22 protein-coding genes and 2 pseudogenes are annotated in these 26,027 nt (G+C 38.9%); 23 read left to right on the top strand and 1 reads right to left on the bottom strand.

Annotated features, from left to right (window positions below; genetic code table 11):
- The first annotated feature begins 774 nt into the window (after window positions 1-774).
- From JCM9140_RS16620 to adhP, 23 genes and pseudogenes are all read left to right on the top strand, one after another.
- Entirely contained in the window at window positions 775-1,278 is a 504-nt protein-coding gene (locus tag JCM9140_RS16620) for an RNA polymerase sigma factor (RefSeq protein ID WP_052002336.1), read from the top strand.
- 294 nt (window positions 1,279-1,572) lie between these two features.
- A complete protein-coding gene (gene spoIIP / locus JCM9140_RS16615; RefSeq protein WP_081727740.1) occupies window positions 1,573-2,187 on the top strand; it encodes a stage II sporulation protein P in 615 nt (204 codons plus the stop codon).
- A 65-nt stretch (window positions 2,188-2,252) separates the two neighbouring features.
- Window positions 2,253-2,912 (top strand): HAD hydrolase-like protein, encoded by a 660-nt coding sequence (locus JCM9140_RS16610; RefSeq protein WP_034749059.1) that lies wholly within the window; start codon window positions 2,253-2,255, stop codon window positions 2,910-2,912.
- Window positions 2,913-2,984: 72 nt separating this feature from the next.
- The gene (locus tag JCM9140_RS16605; RefSeq protein WP_034749058.1) at window positions 2,985-3,437 is read left to right on the top strand and encodes a GNAT family N-acetyltransferase; all 453 of its coding nucleotides are present in this window, start codon (window positions 2,985-2,987) and stop codon (window positions 3,435-3,437) included.
- A gap of 581 nt (window positions 3,438-4,018) precedes the next feature.
- On the top strand, window positions 4,019-4,756 hold the full coding sequence (locus JCM9140_RS16600; protein ID WP_034749056.1) for an IclR family transcriptional regulator: 738 nt from the start codon (window positions 4,019-4,021) through the stop codon (window positions 4,754-4,756).
- 9 nt (window positions 4,757-4,765) lie between these two features.
- Entirely contained in the window at window positions 4,766-5,263 is a 498-nt protein-coding gene (locus JCM9140_RS24965) for an amidohydrolase family protein (protein WP_034749054.1), read from the top strand.
- A complete protein-coding gene (locus JCM9140_RS16590; protein WP_369384444.1) occupies window positions 5,173-6,141 on the top strand; it encodes a dihydroorotase in 969 nt (322 codons plus the stop codon). The genes JCM9140_RS24965 and JCM9140_RS16590 overlap by 91 nt, the downstream gene beginning before the upstream one ends.
- 9 nt (window positions 6,142-6,150) lie before the next feature.
- Complete coding sequence (locus JCM9140_RS16585) at window positions 6,151-6,423, top strand: MmgE/PrpD family protein (RefSeq protein WP_034749048.1); 273 nt, start codon at window positions 6,151-6,153, stop codon at window positions 6,421-6,423.
- Window positions 6,389-7,522 carry an MmgE/PrpD family protein gene (locus JCM9140_RS16580; protein ID WP_034749045.1) on the top strand — a complete coding sequence of 378 codons (1,134 nt, stop codon included), beginning with the start codon at window positions 6,389-6,391 and terminating at the stop codon, window positions 7,520-7,522. Before JCM9140_RS16585 ends, JCM9140_RS16580 begins: the two co-directional genes overlap by 35 nt.
- A complete protein-coding gene (locus JCM9140_RS16575) occupies window positions 7,503-8,690 on the top strand; it encodes a Zn-dependent hydrolase (protein ID WP_034749042.1) in 1,188 nt (395 codons plus the stop codon). Before JCM9140_RS16580 ends, JCM9140_RS16575 begins: the two co-directional genes overlap by 20 nt.
- Window positions 8,691-8,814: 124 nt before the next feature.
- Window positions 8,815-10,242: an amidohydrolase family protein gene (locus JCM9140_RS16570; RefSeq protein WP_034749039.1), complete on the top strand. Its 1,428-nt coding sequence runs from the start codon at window positions 8,815-8,817 to the stop codon at window positions 10,240-10,242.
- A 119-nt stretch (window positions 10,243-10,361) separates the two neighbouring features.
- Window positions 10,362-11,972 carry an ABC transporter substrate-binding protein gene (locus tag JCM9140_RS16565; RefSeq protein WP_034749062.1) on the top strand — a complete coding sequence of 537 codons (1,611 nt, stop codon included), beginning with the start codon at window positions 10,362-10,364 and terminating at the stop codon, window positions 11,970-11,972.
- Between the two features lie 23 nt (window positions 11,973-11,995).
- Window positions 11,996-12,945, top strand: a pseudogene (locus JCM9140_RS16560) (ABC transporter permease).
- 13 nt (window positions 12,946-12,958) lie between these two features.
- Window positions 12,959-13,279 (top strand): hypothetical protein, encoded by a 321-nt coding sequence (locus JCM9140_RS25275; RefSeq protein ID WP_369384443.1) that lies wholly within the window; start codon window positions 12,959-12,961, stop codon window positions 13,277-13,279.
- Window positions 13,273-13,875: an ABC transporter permease gene (locus JCM9140_RS16555; RefSeq protein WP_369384442.1), complete on the top strand. Its 603-nt coding sequence runs from the start codon at window positions 13,273-13,275 to the stop codon at window positions 13,873-13,875. Before JCM9140_RS25275 ends, JCM9140_RS16555 begins: the two co-directional genes overlap by 7 nt.
- Window positions 13,876-13,915: 40 nt before the next feature.
- Window positions 13,916-14,920, top strand: a pseudogene (locus tag JCM9140_RS16550) (ABC transporter ATP-binding protein).
- Entirely contained in the window at window positions 14,910-15,905 is a 996-nt protein-coding gene (locus JCM9140_RS16545; protein ID WP_034749036.1) for an ABC transporter ATP-binding protein, read from the top strand. Before JCM9140_RS16550 ends, JCM9140_RS16545 begins: the two are co-directional and overlap by 11 nt.
- A gap of 19 nt (window positions 15,906-15,924) precedes the next feature.
- On the top strand, window positions 15,925-17,349 hold the full coding sequence (locus JCM9140_RS16540) for an amidohydrolase family protein (protein ID WP_034749033.1): 1,425 nt from the start codon (window positions 15,925-15,927) through the stop codon (window positions 17,347-17,349).
- A 30-nt stretch (window positions 17,350-17,379) separates the two neighbouring features.
- On the top strand, window positions 17,380-18,360 hold the full coding sequence (locus tag JCM9140_RS16535; RefSeq protein WP_034749030.1) for an ornithine cyclodeaminase family protein: 981 nt from the start codon (window positions 17,380-17,382) through the stop codon (window positions 18,358-18,360).
- Between the two features lie 69 nt (window positions 18,361-18,429).
- Window positions 18,430-19,677 carry a Zn-dependent hydrolase gene (locus JCM9140_RS16530; protein ID WP_052002333.1) on the top strand — a complete coding sequence of 416 codons (1,248 nt, stop codon included), beginning with the start codon at window positions 18,430-18,432 and terminating at the stop codon, window positions 19,675-19,677.
- A gap of 5 nt (window positions 19,678-19,682) precedes the next feature.
- On the top strand, window positions 19,683-21,086 hold the full coding sequence (gene allB, locus JCM9140_RS16525; protein ID WP_034749025.1) for an allantoinase AllB: 1,404 nt from the start codon (window positions 19,683-19,685) through the stop codon (window positions 21,084-21,086).
- A 2-nt stretch (window positions 21,087-21,088) separates the two neighbouring features.
- A complete protein-coding gene (locus tag JCM9140_RS16520; protein ID WP_034749022.1) occupies window positions 21,089-22,372 on the top strand; it encodes a CapA family protein in 1,284 nt (427 codons plus the stop codon).
- Between the two features lie 641 nt (window positions 22,373-23,013).
- Window positions 23,014-24,027 (top strand): alcohol dehydrogenase AdhP, encoded by a 1,014-nt coding sequence (gene adhP / locus JCM9140_RS16515; protein WP_034749020.1) that lies wholly within the window; start codon window positions 23,014-23,016, stop codon window positions 24,025-24,027.
- A gap of 605 nt (window positions 24,028-24,632) precedes the next feature.
- Here adhP and JCM9140_RS25270 read toward each other — a convergent pair.
- Entirely contained in the window at window positions 24,633-25,178 is a 546-nt protein-coding gene (locus JCM9140_RS25270) for a DUF6843 domain-containing protein (RefSeq protein WP_052002332.1), read from the bottom strand.
- Window positions 25,179-26,027: the final 849 nt, after the last annotated feature.

Genomic DNA, 26,027 nt, shown 5'->3' with positions numbered 1-26,027 from the left:
AGATAAAACACAACCCATTGGGTTGTGTTTTTTTATATGCATAAACAACAAGCTCAAAGGCGCTGAAGAGCTCTGGTCCGGAGGGGCAGCATCTTCTTCGAATAAGCCGATGGTAACATCGTGAGATACATCTTGAAAAAACATCATGTCCCCCTGTGAGACGAGCTGTTTCTCTTCGTAAGACTACATGGATTACTTCAGAGAAAGGCTACGTGGTTACCATCCTCGTAGAAGAGAAATAGCGAGCCAGGACGTTGCCAGGCAGATAAAGCACAACCCAATGGGTTGTGCTTTTTTAGTGCGCATAAACAATCCGTTCAAGGCACTGAAGAGCGCTGTTCTAGAGGAACAGATCATCTTCGAGAAAGCATCTTGTCCGCCTATGAGTGAACCCTTTTCTCTTCGGTAACACCCCACGAAATGCTAACAAGAATAGCTTCTTAAAATAATAATATGCTCTGTAAGACATTTCATCCGAAGCTTCTTTTCTACTTCATTGAAAGGCTACCTTCCTTCCCCATAGAAGAGAAATAGTGAGGCAGGACGTTGCCAAGCCGGGTGTGCGATCTGCAAAAGGGAAGAAAGAAGAGTCTTACTTAACATAGTACAGCAACTGACTTTTTTAAATCGATGCTAGCGAGCATCGATTTTTTTTCTTGCTCTAAAGAGAACTTAGATATTTAATAGAAATGATTGATTAGAATGAATCAAATTCTGTAACCTTTTTTATCTAAAAACGACTAATGATTAGATACTTAAAAAGGAGGCGAAGTTTTGAGAGGAGAAACAAATAAAGAAGAAGAAATTCGTGAAATTTATCAATTACATTACAAAGATGTCTATCGGTTTATCGTTTCTTTTACAAAGACTCAAGATGAGGCAGAAGATTTAACTCAAGAAGTTTTTATTCGTTCTTTTAAATCATTTTCAAATTTTAAACGAAAGTCTAATGTGAAAACATGGTTATTTTCAATTGCAAGAAATGTAGCTATTGATTATTCTCGTAAAGCGAAAAGAAAACTTATTTTTAATGAAGTTCTGTTAAAAATGCTACCTTCCAAACAAAAATCTACTGAAGATGTAATAGAGATAAAAGAACAAGTTGGAGATATCTTTAGCACTGTTAAGGGTTTAAAAAGTGAATACAGAATGGTCATTCTCTTACGTGCTGTGAACGACTTTTCAATCAAAGAAACAGCGGATATTATGGGGTGGTCAGAATCAAAGGTAAAGGTAACTTATCACCGCGCTTTAAAACAACTTAAAAACCCATCTTGAGACGGATGAAACAGAGAGTAATGGAAGGTGGTTAATAGAAAATGAATAAAAAAGAAGAGTCTAATATTATAGAGCAGCTGAAGCAAGAACACTCAAACTTACTCCTCGTGATGAGTTCGTTCGAGAGTTAGAGGAAACGCTGGTAAAGCGGTTTTCTAAAAGAAACAAAAATAAATTATTTTTACCTGCTTTTGCTCTACTTTTTTCTACAATCATTTTCAGTATGTTGGTATTTAACTTCGGTAGTTTGAATGAAGGAACTTCTGTTTTAAATAGTGATAACCCGCAGGTTATATTTACCATACTCATAATACGGAATCATTTTTACCTGACTTACAAGTCGATGACGTTAGAATGGCATTCGATGATGAATTGAACATTACAAAAGTTGGAAAACACTTAAGTGAACAATTAGAGGGATACAATATAAAAAATATGCATGATACCACTGATGTTATGGAGATTCTCGAAAAACAAAAATTAGAGTTTCAGCAAGCTTATGAAATATCTGGGGAAAACATTCAACAAGCCCTTGGTACTCACAATAGTTTAAGAATGTTTTTTGATATTCATAGAGATACAAAGCCTAGAATAGTTACAACTACTACAATTAATAATCAAGAGGTAGCAAAATTACTGTTTACTGTAAGTACAAACCATGATAACTACGCGGAAAATTTAAGGTTTGCAATGCTTTTACATGAACGGTTAGAGGAAAAGTTTCCTGGGGTATCTAGAGGTGTGGAGGAAAGAGATTCTTATTTCGATAGCACTTACAATCAAGATTTATTTGGACAGTCAGTGTTAATCGAAGTTGGAGGGATTGAAAATTCAATGGAAGAAGCAAATCGAACAGTTGAATTTCTGGCTGAAGCAATACATGATATATTAAGTGAACCAAACAGGTAGTTTAAGAGGACTGCGTTAATTTGCTAAACGATACAAGGAATGAATACATTGTAAGGGAGAGAAAAATGATTCAATCACTAATTTTTGATATGGATGGAACCCTTTTTCAAACAGATAAAATTTTAGAATTATCTCTTGAAGATACGTTTAACCATTTACGTTCACAGAATCAATGGGATTCCGTTACCCCCATTGGTAAGTACCGTGACATTATGGGTATACCTTTACCTAAAGTGTGGGAGACCCTGTTACCTAATCATTCCGTTAATGAAAGAGAACAAACCGATGCTTACTTTTTAGAAAGACTTATTGAAAATATACAAAGTGGAAAAGGGGCTTTGTATCCAAATGTGAAAGAAGTTCTTAGTTATTTGAAAGAAAAAAATTGTTCCGTATATATCGCAAGCAATGGGTTATCGGAATATTTAAAAGCGATTGTAAGTTATTATCATTTGGATCTTTGGGTTACAGAGACATTTAGCATCCAACAAATTAATACTTTGAATAAGTCGGACTTAGTTCAAAGTATTATAAAAAAATACGGCATCACGAATGGAGCGGTAGTTGGGGATCGCCTATCTGATATAAATGCAGCTAAAGATAATGGTTTACTTTCAATTGGGTGTAACTTTGACTTTGCAAAAGAAGAAGAACTATCCCAAGCTGATCTAGTAATTAATGATTTAACCGAACTACAGTCAATTTTGCATCATTCCATTAAGTAGCTTATTGAGTGGAAGTGCTACTTAGGAACAGCGCTTTTTTTCATTGGCTAACTACCTAATAAGGAGAGCAATATGGATATTCGATTATTAACTAAAGATGAAACCGAACCTATGGATGTTTTGATGCTAGCGGACCCTTCTCAACGTATTGTTGAGGAATATTTAAAAAGGGGAGAATGTTATATTGCTGAAAAAGCTAATCAGGTTATAGGTGTTTATGTACTGCTTCCTACAAGACCTGAAACTGTGGAACTGGTGAACGTTGCTGTTGTGGAAACGCATCATGGTAGAGGGATAGGAAAACAGTTAGTCATGAATGCAATTCAAACAGCAAGAGGAAAAGGGTACAAAACAATGGAAGTGGGTACGGGAAATTCAAGCATAGGACAACTTGCTCTTTATCAAAAATGTGGGTTTAGAATGACGAGTGTTGATATAGATTTTTTCATTAGACACTACCAAGAAGAGATTTTCGAGAATGGCATACAATGTAGGGATATGGTTCGCCTCTCTCTAGATTTATAACAGGTGGGTCATGGGGACAGGTTCCTTGACCCAGTTTGCTCTAGTGGACTCTCGTTCCGTTAATGATAAAAGAAATAAATATGTAATCTGAAAAACAGTGTAAAAAAACGCCGATTCTTTCTGTTGTTTATGTAAATAGTTTTAAGTAAAAATGGTGAAATTGAACTCCAAAATAACCGTAAATAAGGCAAAAGCAATTGCAATTTTGCAATTGGCTTTTGCCTGTCTAAATTTACTTTGTGATATTTTCTCTCTTCAAACAAACAATCTGGCTGAATCTAGCTACAATTCATACTAATAACACATTCTGAAATACTAGATCGATTCCAAAGAAAGTAGGATGATCTTCAGTCAATTGAATCACATCGATCTTTTTATTGATAAGATTTGAAATGTAATGAAAGGAAAAATGTCAAAAAACCTCTCAGTCTTTTTTTAGAAAATTTCATAAAGGTCTATTAAAACGTTGGAGGACGACGTATAATTACCATAAATTGATAACTGATAATCAATTATCAAAATATGATAATTGATCTTAGTGATATCGAATCATGGCTGACAAGATGAGAGGCAGGAAGAAGATGAGTGCGGAAAAGACTCTTGAAATCCTAGATTTATTCAAAGCAGATAAGCGAGAATTGACTGTGCCAGAGATGGCTTCGTTGGTGGGAATTCCAACAAGTACCGCCTATAGACATGTCCGAATACTTAAAGGTAATGGTTATGTGATGGAAAAAAAAGAAGGCATTTATCAATTGGGTTATAAACTATTGGAGTTTGCCACGATTGTCAGAATGGACCTTTCTATATCAGAGGTAGCTTTGCCTGAGATGAGAAGGCTGACGAATCTCATTAATGAAACGACGATCTTAACGATTCTTTCAGGTGAGAATGTGATCTGTCTTGAAACTGTCACACCAGAGCAGCCAATTAAAGTTTCTTCAAGACAAGGAAAGGTCCTACCTTTTCATGCGGGTGCTTCTTCTAAAGCTCTTGTTGCCTTTACACCTATTGACATTGTTGAGGAATTAATCAAAAAAAATGGCTTGTCAAAGTGTACTGAAAAGACGGTAACCGATATTGAGGTTTTTAAAAGAGATTTAGAAGAGATACGCAATAAAGGGTACGTGGCAACGGATGAAGAGGTTGATATTGGGGTATTTGCGTATGGCGTACCGATTCGTGATGTAACAGGAAAGGCTATCGCAGCTCTAAGTATAGCGGGACCTAGAGATCGTCTGATGAGTAAAAATAAAGATCATATTGTTAAGGAACTCCTAACTGCTGCGAAAGTCATTCAAAAAAATTTACCAGGTTGAGGTGAAGCGATGAGTACATTTGACTTAGTTGTGTCCGGCCGAATTGTAGGTGAAGAGACTGTAATATATGGAGAGATTGGAATCAATAAAGGAAAAATCATTGATATATGTGAAGGGATCGGGAATTTTGTTGGACGGGAAAGAATTGATGCCCACCAATCATATGTGTTTCCAGGAGCGATCGACGTGCATGTTCATTGTTTTAGCAATCCAGAAGAAGGATTTTATAGCACTAGTGCTGCCGCTGCAGCTGGCGGGGTAACAACTTTTTTGGATATGCCTTACGACTTGCCTAATCCCATAAATCATGTAGATCAATTAAATAAAAAAATTGAAAAACTTGAAAAAGAAGCGGTTGTGGATGTTGGCTTATGGGGACTATTTCAAAGCGGAATGGAACAGATCAAATTGTCCCGATGGCACAAGCTGGTGCAATGGCCTTTAAAATGTCCACTTTTGAAACAGATGAATACCGTTTTCCCAAAATTCCTGACTCAGAAATTATAAAGTCAATGAACATTTTAAGAGATGTAAACCTAGTCGTAGCCTTTCATAGTGAAAATGATGAATTAATATTAGATTACATTGAAGAGTACCAAAGAAAGAACAAAGTATATCCTCGAGCTCATGCAGAAACGAGACCCCCTGTCACAGAAACGAGCTCAACGTTGAAATTATTAGAATTTGCATATTGGACAAAGGCAAAATTGCACATTGTCCATGTAAGTCACCCCAGAACAATTGAGTTAATCGATTATTTCAAGTCACAAGGCACAAATGTAACAGCTGAAACCTGTTTCCCCTACTTGCTATTGAATACCAATCACCTAGATGAATTTGGACCGCTCGCTAAAATTAACCCACCACTAAGAGAATCTAAAGATGTAGAACAAATGTGGCAGTATCTAGAAGAAGGAAAAATTGACTTCGTATCTTCAGACCATGCACCTTGGAAAAAAGAACAAAAAGATAAAGGGAGAGAGAACATTTTTTTATCTCAATCTGGTCTTCCTGGTGTAGAACTTTTGGCTCCTATCATGTATGACGGTACGGTTGCTGCACAAAAGATGACGCCAATTCAATTTGCCAAAGTGATGGCACGGCATCCAGCTGAAACCTTTCAAATAAAGAATAAAGGGAAAATAAAGGCAGGTTATGATGCTGATTTCATGATTATTGATCCACACCAAACAGTTAAAATTGACGTCAAACGATTTCGCTCTAAATCAAAATTCTCTCCATTTAATGGGAGAACGTTGAATGGCAAAATTACGCATACGATTGTTCGTGGAAAAGTCGTATTTGATGGAGAGGAAATAACCGTTGATCCAGGTTACGGCCAATTTGTTCCAGGTTCGGCGATAGAAAGCAATGTAATGAGTTAGGAGGTTGACATGTCGATTAAGCATTTCCAAGAAATGATTCAAATGCTATTACAGATCAAATGGAATTCCATTTCACTTAATGCTTTAGATCGGACGAAATGGGTGATTTTCGATACGTTAGCAGCTACTTGGAATGGGTTGAACAATGAAGAAAATAAAAGGTTGCTTCAAGCAAGAAGCCATGGTCAAAAAGAAGAACATCATTCGATTCCGATAATCGGTACGAATCGTTTTGCATCCCCTTCTAATGCAGCTACACGGAACAGCAACGGTCAGCAATGAACTTGACGAGGGCAATCAATTTGCAAAAGGGCACCCAGCGGCACATGTTTTTGCGGTAGCTTACAACGTTTCTATTAGTGAGAATGTAAGTGGAAAAGAATTTATTCGAGCATTTTTAATAGGGTATGAAGTAGTAGCGCGTTTAGGATATGCAAGTAAAATGAAAGACGAGATGCATCCTCATGGAACATGGGGGATCGTCGGGGGCGTGGTCGCTTCTGCGATTTTACAAAGAAAAACGGAACAAGAAATCATAGAAGCGGTGTTGTTAGCATCTACCCTTCCGCTAGCCACTTCATGGGAATCGGCTGTAACAGGGATGACGGTGCGAAATCTCTATACTGGGATTGCTTGTGAACAAGCAATGAACATAGTTGAGTATGAAAAAGCAGGATTTAAAAGCAGCTTACATGTTGTAGAACATGTCTGGAGTCACATTCTATCAGAAAATATGGATGACACTCTTTTTCTTAGCGACTTGAGTCAACCATTTTTACTAGAAAAAAATTATTTCAAATTGTATCCAGCTTGTCGATTTACACACTCAGCACTAGATGCGGCTACACAGTTGTTAAACGAAAACGACATAGATGTAAAGGGGATTCATGTCATTGAAGTTGAAACCTATCAATTAGCAGCCAGATTAAAAGAATCAAAGCCAAAAACCTATTTACAAGCGAAATTTTCGATCCCTTATTTGCTTTCTGTATTGTTTCATCGAGAAAACTTGTTTGATTGTTTTCAAGATTGTGTAATGCGAAATCCATCGGTTCTTTCACTTGCTGCAAAAGTAGTTGTGAAAGAAAATCCTACGATGACAAACGCTTTGCCGAGAAGACGTCCCGCTTTAGTAAGAGTTATATATTCAGATCAATCATCTATTGAAGCTTATGTAGAAGAAGCGCAGGGAGGATACATCTACCCTCTACCAAAACAGAAGTTAAGAGAAAAATATCGCCATATGTTACGTGCATTTGTTTCTGAGGAAAAAATACAAGAGCTTGAACAGATAACAATGAAGTTAGATTCACTCCCTTCGTTTTCAGATTGGGTTAAACAGATTACGATGGAGGATTCACATGCAGAGTTTACGAGTTAATATGACCAGGTTAAAAAGTAATTTACGAGAAGTGAACGAACTTGCTAATGCAGGAAGCGAAGGATACACGAGGTTAGCTTTTTCACAAGAGGAGAAAATGGCTCTGCATTGGTTAAAACAAAAGTTGATCGATTTAAATGTTGACGTAGAATGTGACTCAGTCGGTAATGTGTTCGGAAGAGCGGGAACGAAGAAAGAAAGCGTAGTTGGGTTTGGATCTCATTTAGACACAGTGAAAAATGGAGGGTTCCTTGACGGTTCTCTCGGAGTTGTTGTTGGGTTAGAATGCCTGCAATCGATTTTGGAAAATGGAGGAGGGCATCTTCCTTTAGGGCTTATTTGTTTTATTGCTGAAGAAGCTAATGTGTTAGGAGGAACTTTTGGAAGTCGAGCTGTAGCAGGGCAGATCTTGTTTACTGAAGAATTCGATTCCAAGCTGAAATCACTTCACTTTACAAAAGAAAGGATTACATCCGCTCAAGCTGCTCCTAAACGATGGAAGTCTTTTCTGGAGTTGCACATTGAACAAGGAACGATTTTAGAGAAGAACCATAATCAAGTTGGGATTGTGACAGCTATTGCAGGAATAATGAGGTTGCATGTAAGTGTAAAAGGAAGAGCGAGTCATTCTGGTACGACACCGATGGAAGTTCGGCAAGATGCTCTAGTAGACGCAGCTTCATTGATTTTAGAAGTAAATAGAATCGCAAAGGAAAGAGGCAAGAAGTTTGTAGCAACCGTTGGCAAGCTAACCGTTTATCCGAATTCAGCAAATGTCGTTCCTGGACAGGTCGAGCTAATAATTGAAGCAAGAAGTGGAGACTGGATCGACCTTCAACGGTTTGAAAAAGAGATTCGCTCTTTCGTTGAAGAGCAGCTTCAGGCTGTTGTAACAGTAGAGGTTGAAAAGAAACCGAGTCAGTTATCAGCATTCGTTCAGAATTCTATTGAGGAAAGCTGCAAGGCTTTGGCTTTACCATATCAACGGATCGTTAGTGGTGCTAACCACGATGCCAATTCTTTAACGAAAGTAACCAATGTGGGAATGATCTTTGTTCCAAGTATAAATGGAATTAGTCATCATCCTGAAGAATGCACGAATTGGGACGACATTGAAGCTGGTGCAAATGTTATGTTACAAACGATTTTGTTATTAGCAAGCAAATAAGAATGAAAAACGTACCTAAATTATAATCTTTCTATTCCGAATCTTCTGAAAAAAATTATTGAAAGGGGTGATGGGTCAATTTTTTGAGAAGGCAAGATTGGAATAAAAATAAGGAGTTGGAATGATGTCGAAGATTGATACTCTCATAATTCATGCAGACTTATTTACGATGCAAGGAGACGGTGTTGGATATGTTGAGGATGGTGCTGTAGCTATTGATGCGGGGAAAATTGTTGCTGTTGGACCTTCGGATGAATTGTTAAAAGAGTATTCAGCTGAAGAGACTGTGGATGCGACAAATAAAATGGTCATTCCTGGGTTCGTGGATGCTCATATGCATACCTCTTTAGGTATTTTAAGAGGACTGGCGCAAGACACAAGTTTATGGATGCACAAAGGGATTGGTCCTTACAATCCTTTTATGAATGATGTCTATCGTTTAGCTGGAAGCAAGATGAACATTTTAGAAGCATTGGCCGCAGGAACAACAACTTTTGGCGATTACTCTACGCCAATCAATGAAATCGCTCAGTTTTTTCAAACATTAGGTGCAAGAGCCAGACTAACTGGTTTCATTCGAGAAGTTCCAGAAGTTTTAGACAAACTTCAAGAAGATGATCTGTATCCATTTGATCCTGCTATTGGTGAAAGAACATTAAATGAAAACCTAGAGTTGGTCGACCGGTGGCATGGTAAGGAAAACAACCGTATTACTGCTTTGTTAGGACCTCAAGGACCAGATTTTATGAGCCTTGAATGCTTAAAAAAAGTAAAAGAAAAAGCAACTGAAAAAAATGTCATGATTCATATGCATGTAGCGCAAGCCGCCCGAGAAACAAAGCAAATGGTTGGCAGGTACGGGAAACGCTCGATTCCATTTTTAGATGAAATCGGATATTTGGATGACTCCCTTTTGGCTGTTCATATTACAGATGCAACAGATGAAGAAGCTCGTCTTCTTGTGAAAAGAGGCGTATCAATGGTTCTGTGTTCAGGAAGCATTGGAATTATTCGCGGTGAAGTACCACCTGTTATGCCGTTTTTAGAAGCTGGTGGGAAAGCGGCTCTTGGCTCAGATCAAGCTCCAGGAAACAACTGCAATCAGATGATAAACGAAATGAAACTCACAGCGTTATTTAACAAAATTAAATACAAAGATCCTGAGGTCATGCCGGCTTGGAAGGTATTGCGCATGGCTACGATTGAAGGAGCTCAAGCTATTGGTTTAGGAGAGGAAGTCGGGTCGTTAGAAGAAGGGAAAAAGGCGGACATTGTATTTATTGATCTATCAGCCAAAACGATGCAGCCAGTCATTAAAACACCGATGCGCAATCATGTACCTAATTTGGTTTATTCAGCAAGAGGGCATGAAGTATGCAAAGTAATGGTAGATGGAAAAACATTATATGAAAACGGTGAATTTTTGACTGTCAATGAACAAGAAATTTTACAAGATTGTCAAGAACTTGCAACGAAATTAACGAACGAAGTGAGTGAAGAGAAATTTAAGATCACGAAAGGAGCTGAGTTTATGAAAGAAGGGAAGTTATAAGAGGTTTGTATTAAAAGGTGGAAGGAGGTGGTAGATTTTTCTATCTATACCAGCTGTCAAAAAAAGTTAAATCTGAAATGGTGAAGACAATAAAAACGAGAGAATTAGGAGGGGAAACGATGGTAAAAAGAATTCATTTGTTTCTTTTGTTAGTAGTGTTATCGATAGGTTTGTTTGCATGTAGCTCAGGTGAAGTAGATTCTACGGATGATACAGGAACAGATGAGGCGGAGTCGGTCACGGATGAAAATAATGAAGAAGCAACGGTTAATGAAGATGCAACTTTAAAAGTGGCGCTACAAAGTATCCCTCCTGCTCTTGATCCACATATTACTGGGTCAACCATGACGATGGAGCTAGCACGTCCAGTTTTTGAATCGCTCGTTGCTTTTGATAGCAATTTTGAGCCACAGCCAGTGTTGGCCGAATCATGGGATGTTAGTGATGACCAGAAAACCTTTACTTTTCATTTAAGAGAAGGAGTCACTTTCCATAATGGAAAAGAAATGACTTCAGCTGATGTTGTCGCATCGATGAATCGTTGGAAAGAGTTAAACGCAACTGCAACGCGAGTTTTGGGTCCAGGTGAATTTGAGGCAGTAGATGATTATACGGTTGTCTTAACATTAGAAGATTCCAATTTTGTTACGTTTAATATTTTAGCGCTACCTGCTCAATTTGCAGCCATTATGCCTGAAGAAATTGTGGGAGGCGCAGGATCAGGTGCAGTGGAAGAGTATATTGGAACAGGACCATTTAAGGTTTCAGAGTATGTATCTGACCAGTACCTTCATTTAGCAAAGTTTGATGATTACCAGTCATTGACAGATGCAGCTGATGGCCTTGCAGGTAAAAAAGAAGCTCTTGTCAGCAACATCGAAATCGACTTTGTAAGTGATGACTCGACTCGGGTATCAAGTATGGTTACAGGAGAGTACCACATTGGACGTGGGCTGCCTTATGATAACTTTGATCAGTTAGAAGCTGATGCCAATGTGGAAACGCATATTCATGAAGGTGGAACGGACTTTATTGTATTTAACAAAGAAGAAGGGTTTTTTAGCAATCAGACAGCAAGACAAGCCATTTTAGCAGGGTTAGATAAGGTGGCTTTGTCATTAGGAACGTACTCGGATGAACGCTTCTTTGACATGAATCATTCTCTTAGTTTACAAGAACAAGTGAACTGGTACAGTGATGCCGGAGCAGAGCTATATAACCAAAATGATCCTGAAAAGGCAGCACAATTATTGGAAGAAGCAGGATATAACGGTGAGGAGATAACGATTATTGCGAGTAATATTCAAACTCATCATAACACAGCCATTGGTTTACAGGCTCAGCTAGAAGGGCTCGGAATGAATGTGAAACTTGAAACGTATGAATTTGCTACAATTCTGGAATATCGTAATGATCCAAGTAACTGGGATATTTTCATTGTTGATTTAGCAACAGAGTCCATTCCAACCACGTACCTATTCTATAACCCTACTTGGGCAGGATGGACGGATAGTGAGGAAATACAAGATTTGTTGGACGGTATCCAAACTGCAAGCAATCAAGAGGAAGCGACAGCTCTAGCAGCCGACCTCCAAGCTGCATTTTATGAGTATGTTCCAGTTATTAAACCGAGTAATCGACAACTCTTTAATGCAACGAATACAAGTATTAACGGATATGACTTCTTTAGCAACGGTATGATTCTATGGAATGTATCAGTAGAAGAATAGATTAACAACAAAGGGTGGTTAATATGATCAAATATACATTAAATCGACTACTAGCAATCATTCCGGTTTTATTAGTGGTTGCAATAGTTATCTTTTCCATTATTCATTTAACCCCCGGAGATCCTGCAACTGTTATGTTAGGTTCTGAAGCTTCTCCCGAACGAGTTCATGAACTCAGGGAGGAGCTCGGGCTTAACCTTCCATTGCCACAACAATTTGTACAATGGTTAACAGGTGTAATACGGGGTGATTTAGGAAATTCGGTCTTTTTACAGAAACCAGTTCTTGACGTATTCATCTCTCATTTAGGTCCTACATTTTCATTAGCCATCTTCGCTCAAATCATTGCTATAGCGATTGCTATTCCCTTGGGGGTTCTAGCTGCAGTGAAAAGAGGTACGTTTGTAGATCAAGCTATTATGAGCATAGCTTTGTTAGGGATTTCCGTACCAAGTTTTTTATTAGGCTTGTTTTTGATTTTATTTGTATCTGTTCACTTAGGATTATTGCCGGTCGCTGGTTATCAACCATTGTCAGCTGGGTTAATCGAACATCTGAAATACTTACTTCTTCCTGCCTTTGCACTAGGATTTATGCAATCAGCCATTATAACGAGAATGACACGTTCATCCATGCTTGATACACTAACGCAAAACTTTATTAAAACAGCCCGTTCAAAAGGGTGAGTCAAGCAATTGTCGTATACAAGCATGCTTTGCGAAATGCCTTTGTAACGATTTTAGAAGTGATCGGACAAACATTTACAACGCTTTTAGCTGGGGCGGTCGTGGTTGAATTTGTTTTCAATGTACCTGGAATTGGCCAATTGATCGTTAATTCTATTGAACGTCGCGATTTTGCTTTAATACAGGGAACCGTATTATTAATTGCAGCAGGATATGTGCTTATCAATCTAGTTGTTGATTTGTTATATGGAGTAGTAGATCCGAGAGTTCGACTAAATCGAAAGTAAGGAGGGAGTTCTTATGGCTGAAATAGCAAAAGGCAGAGTGATGGACCCAACAACAGAAGAGTTAAGTGAAGTAAAGGCAAACTTAAAAAAAGAACGTAGACAGGTCATGATCCGAAGAATCTTGTCGAATAAGATGGCTGTTACAGGCAGTATTATTATCTTGATCTCAGTTGTGATCTCTTTATTAAGTCCGCTACTTGTTTCATATACGCCATTTGAAATGAATCCTGCAAACCGGCTACAGCTCCAAGTGCAGATCATTATTTTGGAACAGATACGTTTGGAAGAGATGTATTTGCCCGTGTTATATATGGTATCCAAGCGTCAATGTTAGTTGGATTTACTGTCACTCTTCTATCGGGAGTGATTGGAACCATTGTTGGATTATATGCTTCTTACTATCGATTTCTAGATCATATATTAATGAGAATTTGTGATGGACTAATGTCATTTCCCTCAGTTCTTCTAGCGATTGCGTTAGTGGCTGCTATGGGACCAAGAATGGAAAATGTCATTATTGCATTATCGATTGTCTTTTTTCCTCTTATTGCTCGTGTGGTACGTTCATCCGCAATTGTCGTAAGGGAACAAACGTATATTGAAGCATTAAAATCAATGGGAGCTAGCTCTTGGAGAATTATTTGGTTGCATATTGCTCCAAATACAACGTCTCCTCTTATCATTCAAGCTACATTTATTTTTGCCATCTCGTTAGTTATCGAAGCGATGCTTAGTTTCTTAGGAGCAGGGATTCCAGCTCCTCACCCAAGTCTAGGAAACATTTTATATGATGGGAAGAATGTGATTACAACTGCTTGGTGGATGACTGTATTTCCGGGAGGAGCGATTATTATGATCGTGCTAGCTTTAAATCTATTTGGAGATGGTTTAAGAGACTTCCTCGATCCTCATTCAAATCGATTTAAGTAAAGACGATAACCGAAAAAATCGACATGAAGGAGCGAAGCATATGTCTGAACAACCATTATTAGAGGTGAAAAATTTAAAAAACGAAATTCGCTACTGAAAAAGGGGACGTTACGGCGGTAGACGGAATTTCCTTTGTTGTGCAAAAAGGTGAGACTTTAGGCATTGTGGGAGAATCAGGATGTGGGAAAAGTGTCACGGCAGAATCAATTCAAAGACTACTAAATGAAAAGACAACCAAGTATGAAGGTCAAATTAATTATAAAGGAAGAAACTTACTAGAGCTTTCTGAAAAAGAGATGCGAAAAATTAGAGGAAACGAGATTTCGATGATTTTTCAGGACCCAATGAGTTCTCTAAATCCTGTTTATACTATAGGCGATCAAATTGTAGAGGCAATCAGGCTTCATCAAAAACGATCAAAGAGGGAAGCGTATGAGCAAGCTATAACGATGCTAAAGCTTACGGGGGTTCCGGCTGCAGAAAAACGTATTCATGATTATCCTCATCAATTATCAGGTGGGCTGAGGCAAAGAGTCATGACAGCTATTGCTCTCTCCTGTAATCCTGGGTTGTTAATAGCAGATGAACAACAACAGCGTTGGATGTGACGATTCAATCGCAAATACTAGATTTAATGAATGATTTAAAGAAAAAGTACAATATGGGAATCATCATGATCACCCATGACCTTGGAGTAGTAGCAGAAGTATGCTCACGGGTGGTGGTCATGTATTTAGGGCAAGTGATAGAAGAAGCAGATGTTCATTCCCTTTTTGAGAATCCGTTACATCCTTATACAAAAGGATTGATGAAGTCAATTCCACAGCTTGATGGGGATCGCTCAAAGAAATTGTATGTTATAGAAGGAAAGGTTCCTAGTCTTCATCAAGTTGCTAAAGGATGTCGGTTTGCTTCGAGGTGTGACTATGCAGACCAAACATGTGAACAAGAACCAGTACTAGAATCATACTCTAGTACTCATCAAATAAAATGCTGGCATTATAACAAAATTAAGGAAAAGGAGGGAGAAAGCCATGTTGGTTAACGAGAGTCCAAGTGAAATGGAACCACTATTGCAAGTCCGTGAATTGAAAAAGTATTTCCCTGTTCGTTCCATTCTCGGACGCAAGAAACAATTTGTAAAAGCCGTTCATAACATTTCCTTTACCTTGTATGAAGGAGAAGTCTATGGATTAGTTGGAGAGTCAGGCTGTGGGAAGAGTACGACAGGACGAACGATCTTGCGCCTTACAGACCCAACGAGCGGGGAAGGGGTATTCCAAGGAAGAGATTTATTTAAGTTTTCAAACAGAGAAATGCAAGCAGTTCGTAAAGATATGCAGATGGTTTTTCAAGATCCATATTCCTCATTAAATCCAAGAAAGCGAGTAGGAAAAGCGATAGAAGAGCCTATGGCTATTCACAATATCGGACAAAATCAAAGAGAGCGAACGGAAATGACCATGGAACTTTTGAATAAAGTTGGCTTTTCGATGGACCATTATTACCGGTTCCCTCATGAATTTTCTGGGGGGCAACGTCAGCGCATTGGGTTGGCTCGTGCGTTAGCTGTTAACCCGAAATTAATTATTTGTGATGAGCCGGTGTCAGCATTAGATGTTTCCATTCAGTCACAAATCATTAACTTATTAGAAGATGTGAAAGATCAATTTCATTTAACCTATTTATTTATTGCACACGATCTCAGTGTTGTGCGTCATATTTCAGATCGAATTGGTGTGATGTATCTAGGCAATTTAGTAGAAGAAGCTCAAACAGATGAATTATTTAGTAACCCTAAGCATCCATATACGAAAGCTTTAATAAGTTCCATTCCGGTTGCAAACCCAAAACGAGCGAGAGAGCGTATTCAATTAAAAGGAGAAATTCCATCGCCATTAAACCCACCTAAAGGTTGTGTTTTTCATACGCGATGTCCATATGTAATGGAAATTTGTAAAACAGTTGCACCAGTTAAAAAGAACGTAACAAGTCAACATTCTGTAGCTTGTTATTTATACGATTCATAGTGGAGAAGGAGGGAACACGATGAAAATTGATACATTAATCGTTCATGCTGATTTATTTACAATGCAAGGAAAAGGCGTCGGTTATATCGATAACGGAGCTGTAGCCATCGATGCAGGAAAAATTGTAGCAGTCGGTCCAACGGATCAGCTGCAAAAGGAATATACAGCAGAAGAAAGAATAGATGCGACTAACAAGATGGTCTTACCAGGTTTTGTCGATGCGCACCTTCATTCATATTGGGGCATTTTAAGGGGAGTTGCACAAGATACGAGTATGTGGATGCATAAAGGAGTAGGCCCTTTTCGACGCTATTTAACAGATGAAAATCGATTAGCAGGTAGCAAAATGAATATATTAGAAGGGTTAGCGGCGGGGACGACTACTTTTTGTGATTATTCAACTCCGATCCTTGATATTGCACAGTTTTACAAGCAATTGGGAGCAAGGGCTCGCTTAACTTGTTTTATTAAGGAAGTTCCAGACGTATTAGATACGTTACAAGAAGATGACCTATATCCATTTGAACCTGCTATTGGAGAAAAAACACTTCACGAAAATTTAGAGCTGGTAGATCGGTGGCATGGGTATGATGACAACCGTATTACAGCTACACTAGGCCCACAAGGACCTGATTTTTTAAGCGTTGATTTAATGAAAAAAGTGAAAAATATTGCAAATGAAAAACAACTGAAGATTCATATGCATGTGGCTCAAGCAGCAAGAGAAACAAAACAAATGGTTGGCAGGTACAACAAGCGATCCATTGCTTTTTTAGATGAGATTGGGTATTTGGACGATTCTCTTATAGCTGTTCACTTAACTGATGCCACAAAAGAAGAAGTAGAATTATTAGTGGAGCGTGAAGCTTCTATGGTTGTTTGTTCTGGTGCGATCGGCATTATCCGTGGAGAAGTTCCACCGGCTTGTTCATTTTTAGAGGCTGGCGGAAACGTTGGTTTAGGTTCAGATCAATCAACGGGTAACAATTGCAATCAAATGATCAATGAAATGAAGTTAACGGCTTTATTTAATAAAATTAAATACAAAAACCCTGAAGTATTGCCAGCATGGAAAGTTCTACGGATGGCAACTGTTGAAGGAGCGAAAGCAGTCGGACTAGGAGATGAGATCGGTTCCCTTGAAGTGGGGAAAAAAGCAGATATTGTATTTGTTGATTTAACGGCAAAAACGATGCAGCCTGTCATAAAATCTCCGATGCGTAATCATGTTCCGAACTTAGTCTATTCTGCACGCGGTCATGAGGTTTGTCGCGTCCTGGTTAATGGTCAAACCCTTTATGAAAACGGAAAGTACCTCACAGTGAATGAAGAGGATATCGTCGATCAGTGTCAACGTTTTGCAACAGAAACGACCGAGAAAGTAACAAAAGAGCATTTTCGTATAACAAATGCCTATGAATTTATGAAACAAGGACAATTATAGACGTTGGGCTCAAAAGAAAAGGGGGATCCTATGCTGACAATTTCTCACGAACAAATCCAAGCGGTGTATTCAATGGAGCAATGCATTGGTGACATGAAAGAAGCTTTTCGCTTGTATATGGAAAACAAGACAAAAGCCCCCGTTCGGACCATTATTGAGCATGCGCTTCCAAATGCTAATACATTGTATATGCCATCTTACATTGAAGGACTAGAATATGAAACAGTAAAAGTAGTAAGCATCTTTCCGAATAATAAAGAGGCAGGTTTACCAACATTGCAAGGAATCATCTTGTTAACAGAAACGAATCACGGTCGTCACCTTGCGACAATTGAAGCGAGTGGATTAACTGTACTACGGACGGGCGCAGCTGCTGGGGTAGCGACGGAGTATTTGGCTAATAAAGATGCAACATCGTTGTCAATCCTAGGCTGTGGTGCTCAAGCTCGTGGTCAATTTGAAGCCGTTTGTAGCGTCCGTCCCATTACGAAAGTGTTTTTATGGAATCGTTCGCTTGAAAAGTCTCTTGCCTTTAAAGAAGAAATTGAATCGAAATATAGGTGGAAGGGAGATGTCTACATTTGTGAAAGTGCAAATGAAGCTGCGGCAAACGCGGATGTTCTTTGTTTGAGTACGAAGTCCAATGAAGCATTATTTGATGCGGATGTGTTGCGTTTAGGTGTGCATATTAACGCAATTGGAGCATATCGCCCCGACTTAGAAGAGTTTGGTTTTGATACGTTACAAAGAGCGGACCAAGTTTGGGTTGATACAATTGAGGGAGCAAAGCATGAAGCTGGTGATTTAATACAACCGATAGATAGCGGGCTATGGTCTTGGGAGGATGTAAAAGGAGAAGTGGCTGAATTAGTAGTCGGAAAAAAAGCGGGACGGGTTGGAAAAGAAGATATCACGATTTATAAATCAGTTGGAATTGCGTACATGGATACGATTGCGGCAACAAAGGTATACAATCTAGTTAACAAACAGACACAGGCAAATCAAACGTAATGCCATCTAAGTAGTGTAATAGAAGAGCCATAACCGCGATAATCAAACTGAAACTTAGGATGAATGAGGGTGGGAAGGCTGAACAGCAAGAGAGTGAAAAAAACGTTAGATGATATTAATCAATTTGGCGCTACGAAAAGTGGCATGTTTAGATTGGCCTATTCAGCAGAAGAAAAGGCTGCTCAAGAGTACATTATGACGGTTTGTAAAAAAAGTGGGTTCAGTGTGAGAGTAGATCAAGCGGGTAATGTGATCATTAGACGGTCTGGCTTAGATGATTCATTACCAGCTGTAGCAATAGGCTCACATTTAGATACTGTGTATAACGGCGGTAAATATGATGGTGTAGTGGGAGTTGTCGCAGGTATTGAAGTATTGCAACAGCTAGAGGAAAGACAAATTGAAACCCTACACCCGGTCGAACTAATCATTTTTGCATGTGAAGAATCTGCTCGCTTTCATGTAGCGATGATTGGGAGTAGAGCGATGATTGGTGAACTAGATAAAGAGTATGTTGGTTTATTAAAGGATAAGAACAACCAGTCCATTGTTGAAGTTTTTCACGAAAGGTCTCTCAACTTTCAAGAAATCGAACAAGCAAAAAGAAAAAAGTCAGAATTAAAAGTTTTCTTCGAGTTGCACATTGAACAAGGATGTCGTTTGATCGAAGAGGATAAAACAATTGGCATTGTTACTGGAATTGCAGCTCCTATACGATTGTCGTTAACGGTCGTGGGAAAAAGTTCGCATTCTGGGACTACTACAATGGAGCATCGAAGAGATTCGTTTCTAGCTGCAGCCGAGTTAAGCCTTGCTCTTGAAGAAGCGGCCAAAACAGAAAAGCGGTTTGATACAGTTGCCACGGTTGGAGTAGTGGACGTCCAACCGGGAGCGATAAACGTAATTCCTGGAAAAACAAATCTCAAAGTTGATATTCGTAGCATTAGTAGAAAATCACGCGGTCGTGTCCTGGCCATGTTGGAAGAGGCTATTAAAGAAGTAGAAGCCAAACGAAAGGTTGAGGTTCTACTAAATTGGAAAACGGATGAAGACCCAATCCAAATGGATGAAATCATCGCAAAAAACGTTCAGTCTATATGTGAAAGACGCAAGATTTCCTCGATGTTTATGCCGAGTGGTGCTGGTCACGATGCGATGAATATGGCAAAATGTTGGCCTACTGCATTGCTTTTTGTTCCATCGGTTCATGGATTAAGTCATCATCCAGATGAGTTTACGAAAGTTGAAGATATTGTTCAAGGGGTTGCGGTTTTGAAAGATCTCGTCTTATCACATGCAATAGCTAGAAAGGAATGAATCAATTGGAATGGGATTTGGTTGTGAAGAACGGAACGATCGTATCCAATGCAGATCTGTATAAAGGCTCTGTTTACATTAAGGATGGAAAAATAGTCGCAATTACTAGCGAACCATTAATGGGAGAAACAAAAAAAGTAATTGATGCAAGCGGTCAGTATGTTTTTTCGGGATTTATTGATACGCATATTCATTCTAGGGATCCAGGTGCAACACATAAAGAGGACTTCTATTACTCTACTAAGGCAGCAGCTGCAGGTGGGGTTACAACTGTTTTTGAAATGCCTAACACAAATCCACCGATTAATCATGCTTCAAATTATTATAGTCAAGTAGATCATTTAAAAAGCAAAGCATGGGTTGATTTCGGAGTTTGGGGAATTTCGCTCGGTCCTGTGAATTTACATGAATTACAAGGATTGCATGAAGCAGGAGTGATTGGTTTCAAGTTTTTCTGGGGATATGCCATACATGCGAAATCGTATCAGCTCATGTATCACTATGAAGATAACATGGAAGAGGTAATCCCGCCTTTAAATGATGGTGAAGTATTTGATATTTTTTCTGAAGTCTCAAAAACGGGTAACATACTGGCGATCCATGCAGAAAATCATGATATAATCCAACAATTTACTAAGAAAGCCAAACAGTCAGCAGGACGCTCTTACGAAGATTTTCTTAATAGTAGGCCTAACCTAGCAGAGGAATTGACAATTCAAACGGGGATTGCCATGGCGAAAAAGACAGGAGCACGCTTGCATATTTTACATGTGAGCACAGCTGAAGGTGTTGCGTTGATTCGTCAAGCTCAAAAAGAAGGCTATCACATTACAGCTGAAACATGTCCTCATTATCTTTTTTTAACAAATGAGGATTATGAAAGAATTGGTACTAGTATGAAAGTGTATCCGCTTGTGAAAAGGAAGAAAGACCAAGATGCGCTATGGGAAGGAATTAAAGATCGGACACTCTCTCTCGTTTGCTCAGATCATGCTCCTCATACAGAAGAAGAAAAAGAAGGGGACTTGTGGTCGATACCAGCTGGGATGTGCGGTGTGGAAACGTTAGTCCCCCTAATGCTTGATGCGGTGAATAAGGGGAAGATAGAGTTAGTAGATTTAGCTTTTTTGCTATCTGAAAGCCCTGCAAAACTATTCGGAATCGACAAGCAAAAAGGTTCAATTCAGGTTGGGAAAGACGCTGACCTGACAATTGTTGACAAGGATCTAGAGTACACTTTGAAACGAAGTGATTTGCACAGCAAAAGCAAAGTGACAGCTTTTGATGGATTTCATCTAAAGGGAAAACCAACGGCTACGATTGTTCGTGGCAACATTGTCATGCTTCATGGTGAAATTCTAGAAAAACCAATTGGCCAACACGTGTGTCCTTTTAATGAAGGAGAATGACAATGAACCAGAAACTTAGTTTTATCGCAACTGGAGATAGTTTTATTACAAGGAGAAAAGCCAATAAAGCTAAGGATAGCCCGTTAGTCGACCTTATTAAAAAAGCCGAATTTCGTTTCACAAATTTAGAAGTGACAGTCCATGATTTTGAAGGGTACCCTGGAGCGCTTAGTGGTGGGACGTGGGCAGTAGCGTCACCTACCACTCTTGAGGATTTACAAAGCTATGCCTTTAACTGTCTAACCTGGTGCAATAATCATACACTTGATTATTTGTATGGAGGTCTAGAAGCAACAGAAAAGAACTTAAATGATAGGGGTTTTGTCCATGCAGGGGTGGGAAAGAATTTACACGCTGCCGCTGCTCCAAAGTATATAGAATGTCCTAATGGAAGAGTGGCTCTAATTGGAGCGACATCTACCTTTCATGACTTTTGGAGAGCAGGAAAACAAAGAGAGGATTTACGAGGTAGACCTGGAATTAATCCACTACGATTTGATACAACATACTACGTAAACAAAAATCGTTTGCAGCAACTGACTGAAATTGCAAAAGTGACAAACATAAACGCAGAAACGAACTTAGCGATTAAAGAAGGCTTTGCATTAAAAGGTGACTCTTTCCATTTTGGTTCTTATTCCTTTAAAGAGAGTGAAAATGAAGGGATGATCAGACGTCCTCATATGTTAGATATGAACCGAATCATTTCCGCGATACATGAAGCAAGCCGACAAGCTGATTACGTAGTGGTTAGTATTCATTGTCATGAGATGGATGGAGAACGAAAGGAAAAAGCTCCTGACTTTTTGGAGGAGTTTTCAAAACGATGCATTGATGAAGGCGCCCATGCAATAATTGGTCATGGTCCGCACATTTTAAGAGGTATTGAGATTTACAAGAAACGTCCTATCTTTTATAGTCTTGGAAATTTCATTTTTCAAAATGATACGGTAGCCTCGTTGCCTCATGATTTCTATGAACAGTACGGAATGAAAAATGGAAATGTAGCAGATGCTCTAGACGTTCGAAGTGCTCATAATACAAAAGGACTTGGAACAAATAAAAAAGTGTGGCATTCAGTTATTCCCTATTGGGAGATGGAAAATGGTCAATTGACTCATTTATCACTGTTCCCAATTGATCTTGGCTTTGGTTTACCCCGCTATAAAAGGGGATGGCCCAGGCTTACAGAAAGTGAAGAGGCATTAAAAGAAATTCAAGCCTTGTCCATTGACTATAATACGAAGATTGATATCCAAAATGGAATTGGCAATGTAAGACTATAGGTGGGTCATGGGGACAGGTTGAGGCCACTGAAAAAGGTAAAAACCAACCTTTTTCAGTGACTTTTATATAAGTAGGAATGGCTCCGCACGTTGCGCGCTTGGTATGAGAAACCCACTCATACCAAGCTTTTTCAAAAGACTGCAACGGCTTCGCGCATTCCTTCGAGGGCACTAAAAAAGGTGAAAGTCGACCTTTTTCAGTGCCCTCGGACAGGTTCCTTGACCCAGTTTGCTCTAGTGGACTTAGGTTCCGTTATCTGTGACAAAAACAGCGATTTCGGGGTGTTCGCGGACTGTGGTTCCGCTATTTCATGTTTTGAGGCTGTTAGAATAGAGTTTTTCAGTGAATAGCGGATTCTGTGTCCGCCCAACCTTTTAATAAGCTCATTTTTGATGTAATAGCGGAACGGGTGTCCACTTGGATGAACAATTGCTGTTGATTGGGATAAAACTCGACCTGAATCTAGGAAGCAAACTCACAATCAACAAGTCTATCCTCTTTAATATTACTGATATCCCCATCTTCTTTTAAAAAAGGAAAATTTTAGTTTGTTATTGTGATCAAAGTCACAGTTGTTGCTCGCTCTTAGCAGTATGATCAAAGTGTAAGACATGTACTTGTTCATAAGGAGAGATGAGCGATGAAAGCAGCTGTTGTAAATGAGTTTAAACAAACACTCGAAGTAAAGGATGTTGAAAAACCAGTTTTAACACATGGGGAAGTTCTAGTTCGCATTAAGGCTTGCGGAGTCTGCCATACAGACTTACATGCTGCACATGGAGACTGGCCAGTGAAACCGAAACTTCCATTAATCCCAGGTCATGAAGGGGTTGGCGTGATTGAGGAAGTGGGTACTGGGGTTGCTCACCTGCAAGTAGGAGATCGGGTAGGGATTCCTTGGTTATACTCAGCTTGCGGACATTGTGAATACTGCTTAACGGGGCAAGAAACACTTTGTGAAACTCAACAAAACTCTGGTTATTCTGTTGATGGAGGATATGCAGAATACTGCAAAGCGGATGCTAATTATGTCGTAAAAGTACCAGCTAATTTAAGCTATGAGGAAGCTGCGCCGATTTTTTGTGCCGGTGTCACAACGTATAAAGCATTGAAAGTAACCGACGCTAAACCAGGTGAGTGGGTTGCGATTTACGGTGTTGGAGGTTTAGGGCATGTTGCGGTGCAATATGCGAAAGCAATGGGGCTTCATGTCGTTGCGGTTGATTTAGGGAATGATAAGCTGGAACTTGCGAAAGAACTTGGTGCCGATCTTGTCGTGAATCCGAAAGATCAAGACCCAGCTGTCTTTATAAAAGAAAAAGTTGGTGGTGTACATGGTACTGTAGTAACTGCTGTATCGAAGCCGGCATTCCAATCAGCCTTTCAATCTGTTCGTCGAGGTGGAACTTGCGTGTTAGTTGGATTGCCACCTGAAGAAATGCCAATTCCTATTTTTGATACCGTGCTTGGCGGAATTAAAGTAATTGGTTCTATTGTAGGAACAAGAAAAGACTTACAAGAAGCGCTTCAATTTGCGTCAGAAGGACAAGTGAAAACAATTATTGAAACACAACCATTAGAAAAGATTAATGACGTTTTTGAACGTATGGAAAAAGGCGACATTAATGGTCGAGTCGTTTTAACATTAGAGTAAGTTGAGAAAAAAGGTTTGAATCACGCAAGAAAAGGTGTGGTTCGGTCAAATATAAAAGCCGCTGAAGAAGGTGAGAGTTCCCTTAATTCAGCGGCTTATTTAAGTGGATGTGGTCTTTTTTCTACCTAGAAATGAAATTCCTAATGCAATCACTGAAACAAAAGGTAAAAAGGAAGTCCAGCCCATAAAGTAAAATAGCGGACCAAAAAAACTATCCCACCAATTAACATGATTATTTGAGATTTTTTTTGAAATCCGTAAACAGAAAGGGATAAGCCAGCTATCATCAAGAACACAAGAATTAAATGAAGCAAATTCAAGTCATTACCTCCGTTTAACATGAACTTTCAATTTTTTGTATATTACTACTTTAACATAAGCTTTAGGGATATCTCCCTGAGCTATGCTACATAGTTTCCGAGATGACAGGTAGTTACTCGGGTATCAATGGGCTCCGAAAATGGCTGGTCGCGTATACCTAGGATTTGCGGTTGAAGTCTCGTTAAGATCAGTCTTGCTTTTTTACGAATCGACCGACACTCCATGGTACTGAAATAGGATAACAACAAGAACGCCCGCTCCTGTAACAGGAAGGGTGTTCGGTTCTAATGCCAATCAAAGTCATAGTATTCCTTGAAAATTAATTTGCTTAGTCTTTCAAGGGTACTGTGGTGATCTCGCCCATCTCCATTTAACATAAATTCTTCTCCACAATGACTTTTTGTTAACTCAAAGCCTGTGTATGAAATAGAGGTAACGTGATCTTCACCATGGTTGGAGAAGCTACCTGTACCAAAAACATTGACGCAAGAATTCTCTATGGGTGTTCGGTTACCTTGATCATCTACATAATAATATTGATCAGTTACGGTTCCGTAATCCAAATCATTTGTAGAAGTGACAAAATACCCTTCTTCGTTGATTGGATGAAGAGAATATTTGCCCTCTTTCTCCACTTTCGGGGCTCCTCTAACGTTATAAAATGCATAAACCTCACCCTCGTATCCTTCGGGTATTAAATAAATATCATTGGTTTCGCTGTTGGACACGGAAATGTAGATAAAAAACGCAAGTAAAGTTATCCCAACGCCTATTACTAAACTAACTGCTTTCTTAACAAAAGGAGAGAGTCGTTGGACTTTTTCTACCATTAAGTAAATGAAGAATGAGACGATACCTGCTATGAGACAAAAGGGCACGAAGAACAGAGACGTAAAAATGAAACTTTCGAAAAAAGAAAAATAATACGTGTTCGGATCTCTTTGTGATAAAGGTGTGTAATGGATAATTGAAAAAGTAGCGGTTATAATGACCGATACAACAAATGATATGAGCAGGACGGTTAAAAGTCTCAAAGGTACCCTTTCCCTTCTATATTAATAGTCTATAGATGATTTTCTCACGTGTTTACAAAAAGGGAAAGTAAAATTCATGCAAAAATGGTCGGTTAGCTGAGTGGATTTTGAGTTGAACCGAATTTTTTATGTTTATAGTGTGTTCATATTTTGGAATGGTTAAGGGTGTTGTGGAGTTTTTTAGAATGAAAGTGTGGGTGTGGGGATGACTGACAAGTTGTTAGGTATTGTTCATTTACTTAAGTTTAGAGAGTATTATGTTTAAATTGTTGTAGATGGGGGATAGTTATTTAATGAATTTAAATTTTTGTTGACCTACTTGTCGAATTATGATAAATTATTAAATCTAGTCACAAAAAAACATCTCGAAATTAAGTGTTGCGTAGAATTTTTATTTGTGATATATTATTAATTGTCGCCGCGATTGATTAGTTGATTCGCTGGTGAATGCGCAAAAAACTTTTTCAAAAAAGTGTTGCGCGGAACGGATTATTGTGTTAAGATATTAAATGTCGCTGAGGAAAACGGCGATGGACGAGTTCTTTGAAAACTGAACAAAAGCCAAGCGAAATAGAGATGCATGATATCTCGTCAATTATTTTCGTGATTTTAGAAAAAAATCACAACGTATCGTTAGACGTATAT

It is taken from the genome of Halalkalibacter wakoensis JCM 9140 (assembly GCF_000513095.1).
In the GTDB taxonomy this organism is placed as follows: Bacteria; Bacillota; Bacilli; order Bacillales; family Bacillaceae_D; genus Halalkalibacter; species Halalkalibacter wakoensis.
This window is presented reverse-complemented; position numbering and strand designations above follow the sequence as displayed.

Bases quoted from the DNA above. Each gene is read 5' to 3' on its own strand.
- JCM9140_RS16610 (WP_034749059.1), top strand. From the start codon at position 2,253: ATGATTCAATCACTAATTTTTGATATGGATGGAACCCTTTTTCAAACA.
- JCM9140_RS16605 (WP_034749058.1), top strand. From the start codon at position 2,985: ATGGATATTCGATTATTAACTAAAGATGAAACCGAACCTATGGATGTT.
- JCM9140_RS16600 (WP_034749056.1), top strand. From the start codon at position 4,019: ATGAGTGCGGAAAAGACTCTTGAAATCCTAGATTTATTCAAAGCAGAT.
- JCM9140_RS24965 (WP_034749054.1), top strand. From the start codon at position 4,766: ATGAGTACATTTGACTTAGTTGTGTCCGGCCGAATTGTAGGTGAAGAG.
- JCM9140_RS16590 (WP_369384444.1), top strand. From the start codon at position 5,173: ATGGCACAAGCTGGTGCAATGGCCTTTAAAATGTCCACTTTTGAAACA.
- JCM9140_RS16585 (WP_034749048.1), top strand. From the start codon at position 6,151: ATGTCGATTAAGCATTTCCAAGAAATGATTCAAATGCTATTACAGATC.
- JCM9140_RS16580 (WP_034749045.1), top strand. From the start codon at position 6,389: ATGCAGCTACACGGAACAGCAACGGTCAGCAATGAACTTGACGAGGGC.
- JCM9140_RS16575 (WP_034749042.1), top strand. From the start codon at position 7,503: ATGCAGAGTTTACGAGTTAATATGACCAGGTTAAAAAGTAATTTACGA.
- JCM9140_RS16570 (WP_034749039.1), top strand. From the start codon at position 8,815: ATGTCGAAGATTGATACTCTCATAATTCATGCAGACTTATTTACGATG.
- JCM9140_RS16565 (WP_034749062.1), top strand. From the start codon at position 10,362: ATGGTAAAAAGAATTCATTTGTTTCTTTTGTTAGTAGTGTTATCGATA.
- JCM9140_RS25275 (WP_369384443.1), top strand. From the start codon at position 12,959: ATGGCTGAAATAGCAAAAGGCAGAGTGATGGACCCAACAACAGAAGAG.
- JCM9140_RS16555 (WP_369384442.1), top strand. From the start codon at position 13,273: ATGTTAGTTGGATTTACTGTCACTCTTCTATCGGGAGTGATTGGAACC.
- JCM9140_RS16545 (WP_034749036.1), top strand. From the start codon at position 14,910: ATGTTGGTTAACGAGAGTCCAAGTGAAATGGAACCACTATTGCAAGTC.
- JCM9140_RS16540 (WP_034749033.1), top strand. From the start codon at position 15,925: ATGAAAATTGATACATTAATCGTTCATGCTGATTTATTTACAATGCAA.
- JCM9140_RS16535 (WP_034749030.1), top strand. From the start codon at position 17,380: ATGCTGACAATTTCTCACGAACAAATCCAAGCGGTGTATTCAATGGAG.
- JCM9140_RS16520 (WP_034749022.1), top strand. From the start codon at position 21,089: ATGAACCAGAAACTTAGTTTTATCGCAACTGGAGATAGTTTTATTACA.
- adhP (WP_034749020.1), top strand. From the start codon at position 23,014: ATGAAAGCAGCTGTTGTAAATGAGTTTAAACAAACACTCGAAGTAAAG.
- JCM9140_RS25270 (WP_052002332.1), bottom strand. From the start codon at position 25,178: ATGGTAGAAAAAGTCCAACGACTCTCTCCTTTTGTTAAGAAAGCAGTT.